Raw genomic sequence first — 15,915 nt, 5'->3', positions numbered from 1 at the left:
GCACGATTTCAAAACGGCAAAGTCTACCTCAAAATCCCCGACCGAGACAGTGGCTTCGGGTTTGTGAGTCCACGGCCTGGCAGAACCAACGCCAACACCAAAGGGACCAGGCTGGTCATCTGCGAATTCCGCGACCCTGCAATCATATTCCCAAATGCAGCTTCGGCTTCCAGAAGGGGCGGAACAACTCGATCTTGGGACAGCGGTTCATCACCACTTTCAAGCCCGCCTCCTCCGCCAGCCGGGCGGCGGCGTCATCGCGCACCCCGATCTGGCCCCACAGAACCTTGGCATTGATGGCGATGGCTTCCTGTGCGACCTCCAGCAGATCTTCGGAGCGGCGAAACACCTCGACCATGTCTACAGGCCGGTCGATGGCCGCCAGCGACGGGTACACTTTAAGTCCTCGAATTTCCTCCAGACCGGAACTGGGGTTGACCGGGATCATGTCATAGCCGGTTTCGTGCAGCACCCTCAGAACACCATAGGAAAACTTGGTCTTGTCGGGGCTGGCCCCCACCATCGCGATAGTTTTGACCGATTTCAGAATCTCTTGCAGATAAGCCTCCGGATAGGGCTCATCATGATTGATGTGGGTCATGTCTTGTCGTCCAGCGGGGTCGCGATATCGGCTTTCAATTCATGCGCGGCCAGGGGGTCGAGGAAAGGGTTGCGATAGAGCTTGTCGTGGCTTTCGACGCCGACCTCCAGCGTGCAGTCGCTCAGCGGGCGGGCGACGCAGAGGATTATGTAACCATTGTTGATCTGGCGGTTGTTCAGCGCCCGCTGCGCCCTTTGATCGACCTTGCCGCTGATTATCTTGGCCGCGCAGGTGATGCAGCCGCCATACTTGCACCCATAGGGCAGGTCCACGCCCTGCTCGCGCAAGCTTTGCAGGAGGGGCTTGCGGTGATCGACGTCAAAGACCGCACCGCCTTGATTGGCGAGGGTGATGGTGAAGCTGGTCATACCCAGATGTCACTTGTGCAATCACCGCCGGGATAACGGGTTTCGTGGCAGCGGCTTGGACCATCTGGTTCCTTGCCAAAATCAACGACAAACCGCGGATCGATTTCCATGCCGCCGTTCGCCGTATCGCAATTGACCATCAGCATGCACCCGCCATTGGTGCGTATTTCCGGATAGAACTGATTGTCCCAGGTCGAGAACAGTGAGGTCGTCACATAGAGGCGCCTGCCGTCGAGGCTGAGCTGTATCATCTGGGGGCCGCCGGTCACTTTCACGCCATTGACCTCGGGCGCGCGTCCGAGAAGTCCGCCCATCCACACTTGTCCGGTAAGCCTGGCGTTGTGAGGGTCCGAGATGTCGTACTGACGGATGTCGCCATGCAACCAGTTGCAAAGGTAGAGGTATCTATCGTCCATGCTGAGCAGAATGACCGAGATCACGCCCGGTATTGGTATCGGCCATTCGGGATGCGGCTCATTGCCGACATCGACAATTTTCTCCCATTGCCAATCACCCGCCGCATCCTTCCACCAATGGATGATGTTTGCAGAAAGGGCCGCGCCAACAAAGCCGTGACTGCTGTCGGGATTGTGATGGAACCGCACTTCCAGCGGGATCAGGCCATCTTCACCGAGATAGAATGTCTGTTTTGGCTCCTTCTTTTCAAAATCCCAGAAATGAATCTCCCGGCCATATTTCAGATGGCCAACCTCTTCCAGGTCAAAACCAGGCATGAAGGTGTTGGGCGCGGCCCACTCCGAGCTGACCATTACGTTGTGTCGCGGCTGGTACCAGAAATCATATCCAAACTTGATACTGCCCATGGAGTTTTCCCAGCGGCCGACAATCTCGAACTCCTTGCTGAGTTGCAGATAGCCGCCGGGGGCGTTGCCTTGAGCATCGCCAAGCATGGAAACGATGATGTCCGAGCCGAGGCAATGCACTGTGTGCGGTGCCGACAGATTGGTCCTGGCTTTGATGTCAGCGCCGTCTATGACCTTGAACAGGGTCGGGTTGCGGGGATCGGTACCACAGTCAACAATATGCAGATTGGACGAGCGCACACCCGGCACAATCAGATATTTCCGCTCCATGCTCGCATCGCCATGGCACGACGAACAGGCATTCCAACCCGAGTGATGAAGCTCATCGCCAATGCCTGGCATTTGCAAACGAGAAATCACCTGGCTGTAGGTCGAACTCTGCGGGTCGACATCAATTGTGCACAAATAGTCCGGTTTCTGAATGCCCGTGCCGGTGTAGATGGCAATCGTATAGAGCAGCTTTTCGCGAGGTGCCTGCATCGCCTCGGCAGGAGAAGCATAGCCCGGTCCACAGCAATGATTGGTCATGGGTACGTCCCCAATTTGAACAGATCACGGCCAACCCCAACGGGTCAGGCTGGAATGTTAGTGCATGCTTGGCATTGGCGCTACGGCCGGGGTGGTCGGCGAAGCGCGCACCGTGACGGACAACCCGGCGACAGGGCGCCTACGGGACCGTCCAACGCGAGCATATTATCCGGGCGAAACATTGGTAGGGCGATCGGAGATCGGTGCCCGGACAAGGCCCAAGGGAAAGCGCCTGGCTTTGCAATACGCCGCCCTAGATATTCTCCCGCGTATAAACCTCAAACGGCAGGATCGTCGTGACGTTGCCCCCCTCGCCCGGCGCTGCGACGGCGCGAACCATGCCCGCCAGCGCTTCCTGCGCGATGCGGGCGAGCGGGTGCGAAATGACGAAGGTCAGCGTGCCGTCGAGCAGCGCCGGGCGGGTCGAGTCCATCAGTTCGTAGCCGACGACCACGAGGCTGCCGGCGCGGCCGGTGGAGCGCAGTGCGGCAATGGCGCCGGTGATGCCGCCGCCGGCGACATAGAGGCCGCAGAGATCAGGATTTTCGGTCAGCAGCTTTTCGGTCATCTCCTGCGCGATGGCGCTGGATTCGAAGGTCAGCAGCGGCTCGAGCAGCGTGAATTCAGGCGCGTGCTCGCGGAAATAGGAGCGGAAGCCGCTCTCGTTGATTTCCTGGCAGCGGTAGCGGTGATTGCCGACGAGGATGCCGAGCTTGCCGGGCGCCTTGCAGACATGCTCGAACACCCAGGCCGCGGTGCGCCCGACCTTCCAGTTGTCCAGCCCGATGTAGCGAACGTGGCCGGTCGCCGAGATCTGCGAGATCAGCGCAAACACCGGCACGTTGCGGGCATTGAGTGTATCGACCGCTTGCGTCACCAACGGATGGACCGCGGCAACAACGCCGACGGCATCGCATTCGGCGCCGAGCGCCAGCAGCCGCGCGGCGACGTTCTGCGGCGACAAATCATCGAGGAACTCGGTGCGCAGCTCTATCTCGCAGTCGGGTATGGTCGGCGCCACCGCGCGTATCGCCTCGGCAATGTTGCGATAGAAGGCGCGGCCAGGCTGGTGCAGCAGGAAGCCGAATTTGTAGCGCGGCCGGGCGGCGGCTATGCGGCTGCGCAGCGCGCCCATGCCGTAGAAGCCGATCTGCTCGGCCGCCAGCCTGACGCGCTCGCGCGTGCCCTGGCGGACAGCGCCGGCGCCGCTCAGCACCCGGTTGACGGTGGCCACCGAAACGTTTGCCTCGGCGGCGACATCCTTGATCGTCGGCCGCTTGTTCTGATCCATTTCGTCTCATCCGCTTGTAGCAATTGATACGAAGATATCATTCATCGTGCTGGATTGATATGAATGACACAATCCAGTTGGAACAAACATTCTATTCTTGATTCATTTTGGATCAAGATGTTTATCTCTGGAAAAGCAAGCAAGGCGGACGCACCGCCAGCCCAGGGATAGCAGCAACACAGCGCAGACGGGTTTTCCGCCCACCGCCTCAGGCGGTGTGAGGCAGCGTGCGCTTGCGGCCATCCAGGGCATGGACGGGTGCGGCATTGCGGGTGGAGGATTTGCATGGACGATCTGAAATACGGTGTGCGCGACAAGCGCGGCGACTGGAAACCGAACGGGCGCATCGAGGCGGTGCCGCTTTGGAACTGGCCGCCAAAACTGCCAAAGATCCTGGCATGGCTGCCCGGCTATATCTGGCCGTGGAATGCCTTCCACATGGCCACCGCCCTCATCTACTGGTTCTACATCGTGCCCGGCGTCGAGACGATGAAGACCATCAGCTGGGGCTGGGCGTTGTGGCTCTACGCCGTCAACGCCGCGGCGATCCTGGTCTTCTACGGCATTTTCGAGCTGCGCTATTACATCAAGCGCGCCCAGGCGACGCGGTTCAAGTACAATCACAAATTCCCCGGCGATGCGCCGTCGGACGTGTTCTGGTTCCAGAGCCAGAACCTCGACAATTTCCTGCGCTCGTTCTTCATCACCATCCCGCTGTGGACCGTGGTCGAAGTCATTTTTCTCTGGTGCTTTGCCAATGGCTACGTGCCGTGGGTCGGCTGGGCAGATCACCCTGTCTATCTGGCGGCGCTGGTGCTGATCGCGCCGGCCATCCACGAGGTGCACTTCTTCTTCATCCACCGGCTCATCCACTGGGGCCCGCTCTACCGCTGGATCCATTCGGTCCACCACAATTCGATCAACCCCTCGCCGTGGTCGTCGCTGTCGATGCATCCGGTGGAAGGGTTTCTCTATCACGCGGTCGCCTTCTGGCACCTCGTCATCCCGTCCAATCCTGTTGTGGCGCTGTTCCAACTGCATGTCGCCGGATTCGGCGCCGTCAACGGCCATCTCGGTTTCGACAAGCTCGAGGTGAGCGAGGACACGGCCGTAGATAGCCACGCCTACACGCACTACCTGCACCACAAATATTTCGAGGTGAACTATGGCGGCGACGGGCTGATCCCGCTCGATCGCTGGTTCGGCACCTGGCACGACGGCACCCGGGACGGCGACGCCGCGATGGACGCCCGCTTCCAGAAAAAGAAAGAACGCCTGAACGCCAAGGCCGCGGCGAACCATTGATCAATTGAGGCGGCGCGCAACGGGAGAGGTGCGCGCCTGCAGAATTCAGAGTTTTTCTAAACCCGTCGGACGACGGCAACCGGGAGGAGACGACATGAAGCGTACAACGAGACTTCTGACGGCGATGATGACTGCGGCCGTGCTGGCGACAGGCGCTACTGCCGCAATGGCCGACGGGGCGAAAATCTTCGTCATCGGCGGCAAAGCGGACGACCCGTTCTGGTCGAAGGTCAAGAAGGGCGCGGACGACGCCGGCAAGGTCGCCGAACTGACGGGCGGCTCGGTCACCTGGCTCGGTCCGCAGAACTACGACAATCTCGGCCCCGACGCCGCCAAGCTGATCCGCACCGCGCTCAGCCAGAAGCCGAGCGCCATCGTCGGCCCGGATTGGGTGCCAGAGGCCATGGATGACGCCTTCAAGGAAGTCGTTGCCGCCGGCGTGCCGCTCATCATCTACAATTCCGGCGGCATGGATGCCGCCAAGCGGCTCGGCGCCATGAATTATGTCGGCAACGAGGAATACGCGGCTGGCCTCGGCGGCGGCGCCTATTTCGGCGGCCATGGCGCCAAGAACGTGCTGTGCGTCAACACTCTGCCGGGCTCCACCAACACCGAAGACCGCTGCAAAGGCATTGCCGACGCCATCGCCAAGAGCGGCGGCAAATCCACCCAGCTGCCGCTGCCTTCCTCCAGTTTTGGCAACCCGACCGCCGTCGCCGAGGCGATCAAGGCCGCCGTGTTGAAAGACAACACGCTTGACGGCCTCATCACCATCAGCGCCGGCGACGCCAACAGTGCGGCCAACGCCATCAGCCAGGCCAGTGTCGGCGACAAGGTCAAGCTCGCTTCCTTCGACATGGACGAGACCGGCCTGCAGCGCATCAAGGACGGCACGCAGCTGTTCTCGATCGATCAGCAGCCTTACCTACAGGGCTATCTCGCGGTGTCGCTGCTGAACGGCTTCGTGAACTACGGGCTCGACCTACCGACCAAGCCGGTGCTGACCGGACCGGGGATCGTCGACGCCGCCAACGTCGACGCGACGCTGGCCGGTGCGGCGGCCGGGGCGCGATAAAGCGCCGCCTCGCCTTCTCCCCTTGTGGGAGAAGGTGGATCGGCGCGCAGCGCCGAGACGGATGAGGGGTGTTGGACGGATCGCCGTCGCCGCCAAGCTGGAGCACCCCTCATCCGTCGCCTGCGGCGACACCTTCTCCCACAAGGGGGAGAAGGGGGAGCCATGTTTTCAAGCCACAACGCCAGGGACCACTTCGATGACATCCCAAGCCCATGACCAACCCGCCGTGGTAGCGACTGCGCCACCCACCCCGCATTCCTCCATGCCCTCGATCGGCAGCCTGGTGCGGCGCCCCGAGGTCGGCTCGCTGATCGGCATGATCGCCGTGCTGGTGTTCTTCTCGATCTTCGGCGGCGCCAATTTCATGTCGGCCGGCGGTGCCGCCAGCTGGCTCAACGTCGCCTCGGAACTCGGCATCATCGCCCTCCCCGTTGGGCTGCTGATGATCGCCGGACACCTCGATCTCTCCGTTGGCTCGATGATCCCGGCCAGTTCGATGACCATTGCCATCATCTCGGGCCACTACGGGGCACCGATCATCGTCGGCATCCTCGCCGCGCTCGGCCTTGGGCTTGCCGTAGGTTTCATCAACGGGGTCCTGGTGATCCGCACCAAGGTGCCGTCCTTCGTCGTCACCCTGGCAACGCTGTTTGCGCTGGCCGGGCTGACGCTCGGCCTTTCGATCATCCTGTCCGGCAGCACCAGTGTCGCGCTGAAGAGCGGACCGATCGCCAAGCTGGTGTTCGGCGACTATCTCGGCGGCAAGTTCCAGGTCACCTTGTTCTGGTGGATCGCCGTCGTCCTGATCGTCGGCTTCATCCTGAATTTCTCGCGCTTCGGCAACTGGATCCTGGCCATGGGCGGCGACGCCGTCAGCGCCCGCAATGCCGGCATCCCGACCGACCGCGTGACCATCGCACTGTTCATGAGCAGCGGCCTGTGTGCTGCCTTCGTCGGCATGTCGCAGGCTATCCTCTACAACAGCGCCCAGGTGGCGGCGGGGCAGTCGTTCATCTTCAACTCGATCATCGCGGTGGTGATCGGCGGTGTGCTGCTCACCGGCGGCTATGGCTCGGTGGTCGGCATTGTCCTGGGCACGCTGACCTTCTCGATCGTCAACCAGGGCATTTTCTACACCGGCTTCGACGCCAACTGGGCGAGCCTGATCATCGGCGTCCTGCTGCTCGCCGCCGTGCTGATGAACAACACTTTCCGCACCATGGCGCTGACCTACGCGCCGCGCACCAAACCGAGGGCACGCTGATGACCACGCCCCTGCTCCGGCTGACTGGAATCAACAAGTCGTTCGGTCCGATCGATGTGCTCCACGACATCTCGCTCGAGGTCAACAGAGGCGAGGTGCTGTGCCTGCTCGGCGACAATGGCGCCGGCAAATCCACACTGATCAAGATCCTCTCCGGTGTCCACAGGCCGACATCGGGGACAATGGAAATGGACGGCAAGGCGGTCGAATTCGGCAGCCCGCGCGATGCCAGCGACCATGGCATCGCCACCGTCCATCAGTTCGGCGGAACGTTCCCGCTGATGAGCATCGGCCGCTCGTTCTTCGTCGGCGCCGAGCCGACGCGGCGCTGGGGCCCGCTCACCATCTACGACCGCAAGCGGGCCAACGAGACCGCCGTCACCGAGATGCGCCAGCTCGGCATCACCCGCATCGACGATGGCGATCGCCTGGTCGGCGGACTGTCCGGCGGCGAGCGCCAGGCGCTGGCCATCGCACGCGCTGTCCATTTCGGCGCCAGCGTGCTGATCCTCGACGAGCCGACCGCAGCCCTTGGCGTCAAGGAAGCGGCGCATGTGCTGCGCATCGTGTTGCAGGCGCGCCGCAAGGGCATCGCGGTCATCTTCATCACCCACAATGTCGTCCATGCGCTGACCGTCGGCGACCACTTTGCCGTCCTCATCCGAGGCTCCAAGGCCGCCGATTTCCGCAAGGGCGAGAAAAGCCGCGAGGCGATCACCGACCTGATGGCGGGCGGCGAGCAGATGGCCGAGCTCGAAGCCGAGATCGAGAGCTTCTCGGCGACCAACGATACGCACGCGCCCCCTGGCGGAGCGCACGCGTGAACCCAGTGAAGATGCTCACCACACGGGGCATCTTCCCTCCCGGGCGGCCGGCGGACACATGGTCCGCCGSCCGACTTTTCGACCAACCGAGGACCAGCCTGCAGGACGACAATGGCTAAGTGGATTGATGCGTGCGCAACGGATGATATCGAGGAAGAGGACGTCATCCGCTTCGATCATGATGGCCGGACATTCGCCATCTACCGCAGCCCCGACGATGCTTTCTTCTGTACCGACGGCCTGTGCACGCATGAGAAGGTGCATCTGAGCGACGGGCTGGTTATGGAACACAGGATCGAATGCCCGAAACACAACGGCGTGTTCGACTACCGGACCGGCGAAGCGGTGCGCGCACCGGTCTGCGTGAACCTTAAAACCTACACCACGAAGGTCGAGGACGGCCGCGTGTATATCGAGGCCTGAGATGTCCGACACTTTCACGCTCGCGGGTTGCGCCGAAATGCTCTGGCGCGACCGGCCGATGGAATTCCGCGTCAAGCGCCTCACCGAAATGGGATTCCAGGTCGGCCTGTGGAATTGGCCCGAGCACGACCTCGCAATGCTGGAGAAATCCGGCGCGACCTTCTCGATCATGAACGGCTATTTGCGCGGCCGGCTTGCCGATGACGAAGGTGCCGCCGAACTGTTGAAGACGGCGAAGGAGACGGCAGCGGTCGGCAAGCGGCTCGGCGTCGCGCGGCTCAATCTGCACGGTACGGGGCTCGGCGAAGGCGGCCTGCCGGTGACGCCGTGCGAGACGATCACCGGCGCCATGTGGCTCAAGGCGCGCGAGACGCTGAACCGCATTGCGGACCTTGCCGAGGCAGAGGGCGTGACCTTCACGCTGGAGAATTTGAACCTGCCGGTCGACCATCCCGGCGTGCCGTTCGGGCGCGCGGAGGACACGCTGGCGCTGGTCTCGAGCGTGAACCGGCCGGGCCTGCGCCTCAATCTCGACCTCTATCATGCGCAGATCGGCGAAGGGAATCTGATCGAACTCTGCCGCGCCTGCCTGCCATGGATCGGCGAGGTCCAGGTGGCCGACGTGCCTGGGCGCATGGAGCCCGGCACCGGCGAGATCAACTATCGCGGCATCGCCCGTGCGCTGAAGGACATGGGCTACAGCGGCCCAGTGGGTATGGAGGCGTTTGCCGCCGGCGATCCCGAGGCGGCGCTGCTGGCCTTCCGCGAAGCTTTCACCGTCTGAGGAACAACAATGGTCACCAAGAGCAACCGCCCCACCGTCGCCGACATCCGCGCCATGAAGAGCCGCGGACAAAAGATCTCCATGCTTTACGTCACCTCGCTCGAGGAAGCCGCGGCGGCGGACGCTGCCGGCGTCGACATGCTGTCGATCGAAGGCCGTTTCTTCTCGCCCGAGATGCGCGACGCCGCCGGCCGCTGCTTCGTGCAGGTCGGGCTGCCCTACGGCCCGTTCGGCAATCTGATCACAGCCGAGGACTATCTGAAAACCGCCTATCACTACATGCGCATCGGCGGCGATTGCTTCTACTGCGCCGCCTCGCTCGATATCCAGAAGACGCTTTGCGACAACGCGGTGCCGGTCGTCGCCCATGTCGGCCTGATCCCCTCGCAATGCACCTGGACCGGCGGCTTCAAGGCCGTCGGCAGGACGGCCGAAAGCGCGCGTGCGGTGTGGGACCACGTCAAGCGCCTGGAGGCCATCGGCTGCTTTGGCGCCGAGCTGGAGGTGGTGCCTGACCGGGTCGGCGAACTGATCACCCGCAATACGCCGATGATCATGCTCGGCATGGGTGCCGGGCCGCATGCCGACGCGCAGTATCTGTTCAGCGAGGACGTGCTCGGCCACACCACCGGCCACAAGCCGCGTCACGCCAAGACCTACCGCAACTTCGCTGCCGAATATGAGCGGCTGCAGCGCGAGCGTGTCGCCGCCTATCGCGAGTTCATCTCCGACGTGCAGACGGGCGCCTATCCCGAGCCGCAGCACGTGGTCCCGATCACCGACGCCGAGCTTTCGAGCTTCAGGACGGCGCTCGGCCTCTAGCGCGGCCGCACGCCCAAACCAGCGAGCGAGAGCGATCGCGCAGTCCTGGTGCGGGGCGCCGACGAGATGCCGCCTGGCGCATGATCCGAGAAATTTGCCAGACAGATGAGTGCGGCACTGTCGTTTGCCGATGCTGGTACCGATACGCAGTGGCGTCTGCGTTGACTTGGCGCCCGGTTCGCGTTTACCTTACGTAAGCACAAGGGGGATTGGCATGCTCCTGAAACGCCTTTCAGTCCTGGGGTCGGTGTTCCTGGCCGCCTGCGTTCCTTGGCAACGGACAAACGGTCCAACCACCGTTGCGCCAAATTGCTACGACTACTCCCCATCCAAGACGGAATTGGCGGCTTGGCGCACCACAATCCGCGAGAATACGGCGAGCGCTTACCGGTCCTTTATCAAGAAGTATCCAAGAAGCTGCTATGTGCCCATGGCTACTGCAAAGATTTCGACCGAGATAAAGAAGACGTCGCCCAAGGTACGAAAGCTTCCCGCCGCAGCTCAGGGCGGCGCAGGCGAAGCAAAGTCCCGCTCATACTGAGAGGATTGTTCCGGCTGAGGCGGTCGTGCTCCGCACGGTCAATGCAGTTCGGTTCTGACCGTCAATTTGAGAGCGAGCCGTGAATTTCGACATCGTTCATGCGACGGACCTCGGTTGCCCCGGCGGGACCTCGTCGGCCGTGAGGGCGGAACTGAAGGCGGCCACACTGTCTGGCCTCAGCACAGCCGTCATTCCCTTCACAGGCTTGAGCCGCGGCTTTGCCCGCGCGTTCGAAAAGCGAATGGCCGATCTCATCGATGCGCTGGGCATTCCCCGGCTTGCGGGAGATGATGTTGCGACGTGCGATGTTCTCTACGCCCATCATCCGCAAGTGTTCGAGCACATGCCGGCAACCGCGGTCAGAATACGGCCGCGGCGTGTGGTTTGCGTCGTCCACCACCCACCCTTCGATGGCTATTGGAAACCGCAATACGATATCGATATCGTCGAGCGCAACATCGATCGCCTGTTCGGAACGCCGGTGACTTTCGCGCCGGTCGGCCCCAAGGTTCGTGCACAGTTTGACAGTCTTGCACAGCGCAAACCCGCCTTGCTTGGCCGTGATCTTTTGAACATGCTCGATCTGTCCGAATGGCGTCAAAGACAGCGGCCCGCGCCGACAACGTCCGCCGTGATCGGCCGTCACTCGCGTCCGCATATGCTGAAATGGCCAGACAGAGTGGAAGAGCTTCTCGCCGCCTATCCCGATCGCCGCTATCTTACGGTCAGGACGCTGGGCGGCATACCAGCCGAGTTGGAGGCCTGGATCGGATCGAACTGGCAGACATTTCCCTTTCAGGACGGCGGCGTCCCGGAATTCCTGAACTCGCTGGATTTCTACGTCTATTACCACAGCCGCCGATGGGTGGAGGCGTTTGGCATGGGCATCGCCGAGGCGATGGCGACCGGCCTGGTAACGATTGTCGATCCTTCTTTCGAAGCGCTGTTCGAGGATGGCGCGGTCTATGCCGAGCCCGACGGTGTCGCAGCCGCCATCGAGCGGCTGATGGCGTCACCCGATCTGTTCTCGAAGCAAGCGGCCAGAGCGAGGAAGCTGGTCGAGGCGAAGTTCTCGCTTGCCACTTATCCCAGCCGGATGAATGAACTTTGCGACGAGCTCGACCTTCGCCGCTTCCCTGCCTTGAAGCCGACGCTCCCGGTCAGGCTTCGCAAAAGGAAGAAGCAGCCGATGTCGCCTTCGGGCGAAATCCCGGCGACGGCGAAGTTGCGCGCCGCCAAGCGCCGGCGCATCCTGTTCGTCGCGACCAACGGCATTGGCCTCGGCCATATTACGCGGCTGATGGCGATCGCCGAACGGATGTCCGCCGATGTCGAACCGATCTTCTTCACGCGCTCGGCCGGATTCTCCCTGCTTCACCAGCGGGGACATGCAACCGACTATATCCCATGGCCCGTCAAAATGGGCGTGACCGAGGAGAGCTGGAACAAGGCCTATGGGCAGGAATTGCTGGCGACGATCGAAAATCTGGACGTCGCCGCGGTGGTGTTCGACGGCACATATCCTTTTCGCGGCTTGCTCGACGTGCAATCGATTCGCCCCGACCTCGCCTGGGTGTGGATCAGGCGGGGCCTGTGGGTCGACGGCCAGACTCTGGACGAAACGCTGCAGCCGCGTTTCGACATGATCATCGAGCCCCGCGACCTTGCGCAGGACGAGGACCATGGGCCGACCAGCCGTATGCCCGGCCTGGTGCACAAGGTTCCGACCATTCTGCTGACCGACCCGCATGAAAGCCTGGGCCGAGAGGAGTCCGCAGCATTTCTGAACACGGATCCCAGCAAGTTTACGGTTGCCATGCAACTCGGGTCGCAACGCAATTTCGATTTCGAGGAGTTGCCCGATCTTCTGGTCAAGGAGATCCTCAAGCGCGATCTTCAACTGGTGAGGATAGAGAACCCCCTTGCTCCTCGGGAGACGAAGTGGCCCGGCACCCTATCCACCACCCGATATCCGATCGCTGACTGCTTTGCCGCCATCGACTGCATGATCGCCAACGCTGGCTACAATAGCTTTCACGAATGCATCCATGGCGGCGTCCCCACGATATTCGTTCCGAACGAAGCGCCCGAGATGGACGATCAGCAATTGCGGGCCGCCTATGCCCATGCAACGGGCTTGGGATTGCGGCTTCGGGCCTCCGAACTCGGCCGCGTCGCCGAAACCATCGACATTGCACTGTCGGAGGAATTTCGCGCCGAGTTGAAACGCCGCTCAGCACGTCTGGGGTTTGTGAACGGCGCTTTCGAGGCTGCGCGCATTATCGAAGACCTGGTGTTTTCGGTCAGAACTCACGCGCCGCTTCACGCCTCGGTGGCGAGAGCGTAATCCGCGACCTGCTCCCGCAGAGCCAGTGCCGCCGGTTCGGCCCCCTGCAATTGCTGGGCAAGAAATGTTTCCAGGTCGATCGACAGTTCGATTTGCTTGGCGAACTGCCATTTCGCAATCATCAAGGACCAACGGCGCCGGACGTGACGTTCATACTCGTCCGGCTTGACCGGCAGGTAGTCTCGGGTCGGGAGAAATTCGATCGGCATCGTCGATGCGGCAATCAGACCCGGAGGCAGTTCGGTCATGACGGCCACTGGAAATTCGCGGTTTCGCCGGCAGACGAAGGCGACCGATTCCAGCACTTCGCCTATATCGCGCGGAGGCGTCCCTAGCACCGATATCAAGCAGCGTGGTTTGGCGTCTTCCACGGCGGAGCCAAGCACATATCGGATACTATCGGGATCGTCTTCGGCTTGCTCGGCGGACGCGACCGCAAAGCCGGACCGTAGCAAGGCGATCCTGGTGTAGGCTTGCTTCAGCAGACGGATCAAAATCAGCCCCTCGTCACATCTCGATCATCGCAGGCGGCGCCAAAATCTTCATTTGCCGTTCTGCTGGATAAACAGATCCGCCTCGGCCTCTATCTTGCGACGGGTGCCGGCCGGCAATTTCGCACCGATCTGCTTCTCCAGATCGCCTGCCTTTTCGACCTTGAAACGCTCTGCAAGAACAGCGTTGAAATAGGCCTGTTGCGGGTCGGCCTTGCCGAAGGAACCGTCCTGATAGCCATTTGCGAGATCGAGATAGGCGTCTTCGAAACCACGGCGCGCGGAGAGTTCAAACAGGGCCAATGCGCGCTTTGCATCCTTGCCGACTCCGCCTCCCTTGAGAAACAGCTGGCCGGCATATCGCGGCGCATACTGGTTTCCTGTGTCGCTCGCCTTCAACAGCAAAGCGAGCCCGCGCGCGACGTCCTTTTCCACGCCGGATCCGCCTACGTAGGCGCGCCCGAGACTGGTCATCGCATCGATCTGGCCGGCATCGGACGCGGCAGTGTAAAGGCTTGCTGCCTCGACGAGATTGGCTTCGACACCATTACCGCGGCGATAGGCGTCCGCGAGCGCATTGATCGCGTTCGACCAGCCGCTGGAAGCGGCAAGCCTGTACCACAGGACTGCTTCCTCGGGCACCTGCGGCACGCCCTCGCCACGCATGTAGGCCGTGCCGACATTGGTGCGCGCCCTTAGATTTCCGAGCGCAGCAGCCTGGAGGTAGAGATCGAAAGCGCGCGCGTAGTCCACCTTGCGGCCCATCCCGACCCGCGCCATGTAGCCGAGGTTGACGATTGCCGCGCTGTATTGCTGCTCGCGCGCGAGTTCATAGTAATGCTCCGCCCAAGTATAACTTCCGGCAATCTCCAGAACTCGCCCGAACTGGAACTGTAGGCGTGGATTGTTGATGTCGGCCGCCAGGGCGAAACCGCAGGCGCGCAGTGCATCACGAACATTGACCAGGCCGTTTGTGACGCCCGGCACCGCGCGCTGCGGATCATTGGGGTCGGCGGCGTACAGATCGCAGTCGGTGACTGTCGCCTTCATGCCCCGCTGGGTGTCGGGCAATGTCTTTGGCCAGACGCGGAAGGTTTCGGAGACCGCGCGCTCGCCCGCCTGCTGGAAGACGAACTCCTGGCTCGCTGCATCGCTCTCGCCAACCACCATCACATCGGTGGCGATTGACGTCGAAACCAGACTGCCCTTTGAATAGAGCCCGCGTTCCGTAAGCGCGGCTACCTTGACGTTCTTTTGTTCGGCCTCGACCGCAAAACGGCTTTTGGGAAAGACCCTGGCAAAACGCCTAAAATCCTCAGGATTCTGGCTGTCCTTGATGAAGGACCACAGCACTTCGTCTATGGTCAGTCCGGCGCCCGGCTCCGCAACCTGCTCGGGAGCCGCAGCATTGCCTCCCGCGTCACCTTTCCGGAATACGAATTTTGTTTCGATCGAGCCGGTGATCCAGGGTATTTGCGTTCCGCCGGTCGCCTGGCGAACGTCGCCCCGCACAGTTCGAAACGTATCGTAGATGTCGAGATTCGGCGTCTGCAGCGCGTTGGCAAGTGCCGATGAATAGGGGCTGTTGATGCCGGTGCCGTCATATGCGACCTCGCCTGCACCGGTGGCGAACGCGATGAGCACCTGGCCGCTGCCGGACTCCGTGTAAGCCAAACCCTGTTCCAGCCCTTTTTCCTTGGCCGCGGGATTGTTCCTGCAGGCGTCGAGGATGAAAAGCTTCACGCCGATCGGGTCGTCCTTGACGATATCGATCAGGTCGTTGAGACGAACGGCATCGTCCACGACGTCCTTGGCGGAAGAGGTGCGGGTGTCGACCGGGAGCAGCAGATTCTGGCGCTCGAACTGCAAGGCATGGCCCGCGTAGTAGAAGACAGCCATGTCGGCGCCGACAAGATGGGCGCGGATCGCATCCTTTAGCTCCGGTATTGCCGTCTTCTTGACATCGTAAAAAAGCAGAACGTCGAAGTTGAGCTCAGTCAGCGCGTTGGCAATGAGCTTGGCGTCGCTCCGGGGATTGGGAAGAGGAGCAAACGGATACTCGCTGTTGCCGATGACGATTGCCGCGCGTCTCTCGGCATGGGCCGGGTTCATGAAAAGGAGCCCGAGCACGGCCAGAATCGCGGAGAGAGTGGCCATTCTAGCGTGGGTGGAAAGGGCTGTTCTCGCCATATCCGCCTTTGTCGTTTTCACAGAGACAGCGAAGCATAGCTGAAATATCGACTGTATTCCAACGATGATCACCCCTCCCCGTGGTCGCGGCAGGAAAAGCCTGTCCGCCCCAAACCGAAGGTCGTCCATCAGCAACCGTGAATTGACAGCTTAGAGGAAACGGCGCTCACTCGCCGCGTAGGTGGATCGCAGCAAAGGCGGGCGATTTTCGACCCGCGGCGTCACCTTGGGAGGATG

Annotated in this window: 15 protein-coding genes; 8 read left to right on the top strand and 7 right to left on the bottom strand. The window is 61.8% G+C overall.

Annotated elements, in window-relative coordinates; all coding sequences use genetic code 11:
• Window positions 1-142 precede the first annotated feature (142 nt).
• The 4 genes from AC1DX6_RS20685 to AC1DX6_RS20670 form a co-directional block, all read right to left on the bottom strand.
• On the bottom strand, window positions 143-592 hold the full coding sequence (locus tag AC1DX6_RS20685) for a CoA-binding protein (RefSeq protein WP_477317144.1): 450 nt from the start codon (window positions 590-592) through the stop codon (window positions 143-145).
• Between the two features lie 5 nt (window positions 593-597).
• Window positions 598-969, bottom strand: coding sequence for a 2Fe-2S iron-sulfur cluster-binding protein (locus tag AC1DX6_RS20680; RefSeq protein WP_477316711.1), 372 nt, complete (start codon window positions 967-969; stop codon window positions 598-600).
• On the bottom strand, window positions 966-2,321 hold the full coding sequence (locus tag AC1DX6_RS20675; protein ID WP_477316709.1) for a selenium-binding family protein: 1,356 nt from the start codon (window positions 2,319-2,321) through the stop codon (window positions 966-968). Before AC1DX6_RS20675 ends, AC1DX6_RS20680 begins: the two co-directional genes overlap by 4 nt.
• Before the next feature lie 253 nt (window positions 2,322-2,574).
• Entirely contained in the window at window positions 2,575-3,612 is a 1,038-nt protein-coding gene (locus tag AC1DX6_RS20670) for a LacI family DNA-binding transcriptional regulator (protein WP_477316707.1), read from the bottom strand.
• Window positions 3,613-3,897: 285 nt separating this feature from the next.
• On the opposite strand from AC1DX6_RS20670, the gene AC1DX6_RS20665 reads away from it, so the two are divergent.
• From AC1DX6_RS20665 to AC1DX6_RS20635, 7 genes are all read left to right on the top strand, one after another.
• Window positions 3,898-4,917 (top strand): sterol desaturase family protein, encoded by a 1,020-nt coding sequence (locus tag AC1DX6_RS20665; RefSeq protein ID WP_477316705.1) that lies wholly within the window; start codon window positions 3,898-3,900, stop codon window positions 4,915-4,917.
• Between the two features lie 94 nt (window positions 4,918-5,011).
• Window positions 5,012-5,992, top strand: coding sequence for a sugar ABC transporter substrate-binding protein (locus tag AC1DX6_RS20660; protein ID WP_477316703.1), 981 nt, complete (start codon window positions 5,012-5,014; stop codon window positions 5,990-5,992).
• 262 nt (window positions 5,993-6,254) lie between these two features.
• Complete coding sequence (locus AC1DX6_RS20655; protein WP_477316701.1) at window positions 6,255-7,256, top strand: ABC transporter permease; 1,002 nt, start codon at window positions 6,255-6,257, stop codon at window positions 7,254-7,256.
• Window positions 7,256-8,080: an ATP-binding cassette domain-containing protein gene (locus tag AC1DX6_RS20650; RefSeq protein WP_477316699.1), complete on the top strand. Its 825-nt coding sequence runs from the start codon at window positions 7,256-7,258 to the stop codon at window positions 8,078-8,080. Before AC1DX6_RS20655 ends, AC1DX6_RS20650 begins: the two co-directional genes overlap by 1 nt.
• A 111-nt stretch (window positions 8,081-8,191) precedes the next feature.
• Window positions 8,192-8,503, top strand: a complete 312-nt coding sequence (locus AC1DX6_RS20645) for a MocE family 2Fe-2S type ferredoxin (RefSeq protein WP_477316697.1) — start codon at window positions 8,192-8,194, stop codon at window positions 8,501-8,503.
• Window position 8,504: 1 nt separating this feature from the next.
• Window positions 8,505-9,287, top strand: a complete 783-nt coding sequence (locus AC1DX6_RS20640) for a TIM barrel protein (RefSeq protein ID WP_477316696.1) — start codon at window positions 8,505-8,507, stop codon at window positions 9,285-9,287.
• A gap of 9 nt (window positions 9,288-9,296) precedes the next feature.
• On the top strand, window positions 9,297-10,109 hold the full coding sequence (locus tag AC1DX6_RS20635; RefSeq protein ID WP_477316694.1) for a 3-methyl-2-oxobutanoate hydroxymethyltransferase: 813 nt from the start codon (window positions 9,297-9,299) through the stop codon (window positions 10,107-10,109).
• Between the two features lie 602 nt (window positions 10,110-10,711).
• On the opposite strand, the gene AC1DX6_RS20630 is transcribed toward AC1DX6_RS20635, so the two are convergent.
• The gene (locus tag AC1DX6_RS20630) at window positions 10,712-11,296 is read right to left on the bottom strand and encodes a hypothetical protein (RefSeq protein WP_477316692.1); all 585 of its coding nucleotides are present in this window, start codon (window positions 11,294-11,296) and stop codon (window positions 10,712-10,714) included.
• 33 nt (window positions 11,297-11,329) lie between these two features.
• Here AC1DX6_RS20630 and AC1DX6_RS20625 point away from each other — a divergent pair, with 33 nt between their 5' ends.
• Complete coding sequence (locus tag AC1DX6_RS20625; protein WP_477316690.1) at window positions 11,330-12,997, top strand: glycosyltransferase; 1,668 nt, start codon at window positions 11,330-11,332, stop codon at window positions 12,995-12,997.
• Here AC1DX6_RS20625 and AC1DX6_RS20620 read toward each other — a convergent pair.
• Complete coding sequence (locus tag AC1DX6_RS20620; protein ID WP_477316688.1) at window positions 12,973-13,491, bottom strand: hypothetical protein; 519 nt, start codon at window positions 13,489-13,491, stop codon at window positions 12,973-12,975. The genes AC1DX6_RS20625 and AC1DX6_RS20620 overlap by 25 nt on opposite strands.
• A gap of 48 nt (window positions 13,492-13,539) precedes the next feature.
• A complete protein-coding gene (locus AC1DX6_RS20615; protein WP_477316686.1) occupies window positions 13,540-15,678 on the bottom strand; it encodes a caspase family protein in 2,139 nt (712 codons plus the stop codon).
• Window positions 15,679-15,915: the final 237 nt, after the last annotated feature.

The sequence above is a fragment of the Mesorhizobium sp. P2_C4 genome (assembly GCF_056404575.1).
This window is presented reverse-complemented; position numbering and strand designations above follow the sequence as displayed.

What these genes read in the sequence shown, in the direction of transcription:
- AC1DX6_RS20680 (WP_477316711.1), bottom strand. Translation starts at nt 969, where the DNA reads ATGACCAGCTTCACCATCACCCTCGCCAATCAAGGCGGTGCGGTCTTT.
- AC1DX6_RS20675 (WP_477316709.1), bottom strand. Translation starts at nt 2,321, where the DNA reads ATGACCAATCATTGCTGTGGACCGGGCTATGCTTCTCCTGCCGAGGCG.
- AC1DX6_RS20670 (WP_477316707.1), bottom strand. Translation starts at nt 3,612, where the DNA reads ATGGATCAGAACAAGCGGCCGACGATCAAGGATGTCGCCGCCGAGGCA.
- AC1DX6_RS20665 (WP_477316705.1), top strand. Translation starts at nt 3,898, where the DNA reads ATGGACGATCTGAAATACGGTGTGCGCGACAAGCGCGGCGACTGGAAA.
- AC1DX6_RS20660 (WP_477316703.1), top strand. Translation starts at nt 5,012, where the DNA reads ATGAAGCGTACAACGAGACTTCTGACGGCGATGATGACTGCGGCCGTG.
- AC1DX6_RS20655 (WP_477316701.1), top strand. Translation starts at nt 6,255, where the DNA reads ATGCCCTCGATCGGCAGCCTGGTGCGGCGCCCCGAGGTCGGCTCGCTG.
- AC1DX6_RS20650 (WP_477316699.1), top strand. Translation starts at nt 7,256, where the DNA reads ATGACCACGCCCCTGCTCCGGCTGACTGGAATCAACAAGTCGTTCGGT.
- AC1DX6_RS20645 (WP_477316697.1), top strand. Translation starts at nt 8,192, where the DNA reads ATGGCTAAGTGGATTGATGCGTGCGCAACGGATGATATCGAGGAAGAG.
- AC1DX6_RS20640 (WP_477316696.1), top strand. Translation starts at nt 8,505, where the DNA reads ATGTCCGACACTTTCACGCTCGCGGGTTGCGCCGAAATGCTCTGGCGC.
- AC1DX6_RS20635 (WP_477316694.1), top strand. Translation starts at nt 9,297, where the DNA reads ATGGTCACCAAGAGCAACCGCCCCACCGTCGCCGACATCCGCGCCATG.
- AC1DX6_RS20615 (WP_477316686.1), bottom strand. Translation starts at nt 15,678, where the DNA reads ATGGCGAGAACAGCCCTTTCCACCCACGCTAGAATGGCCACTCTCTCC.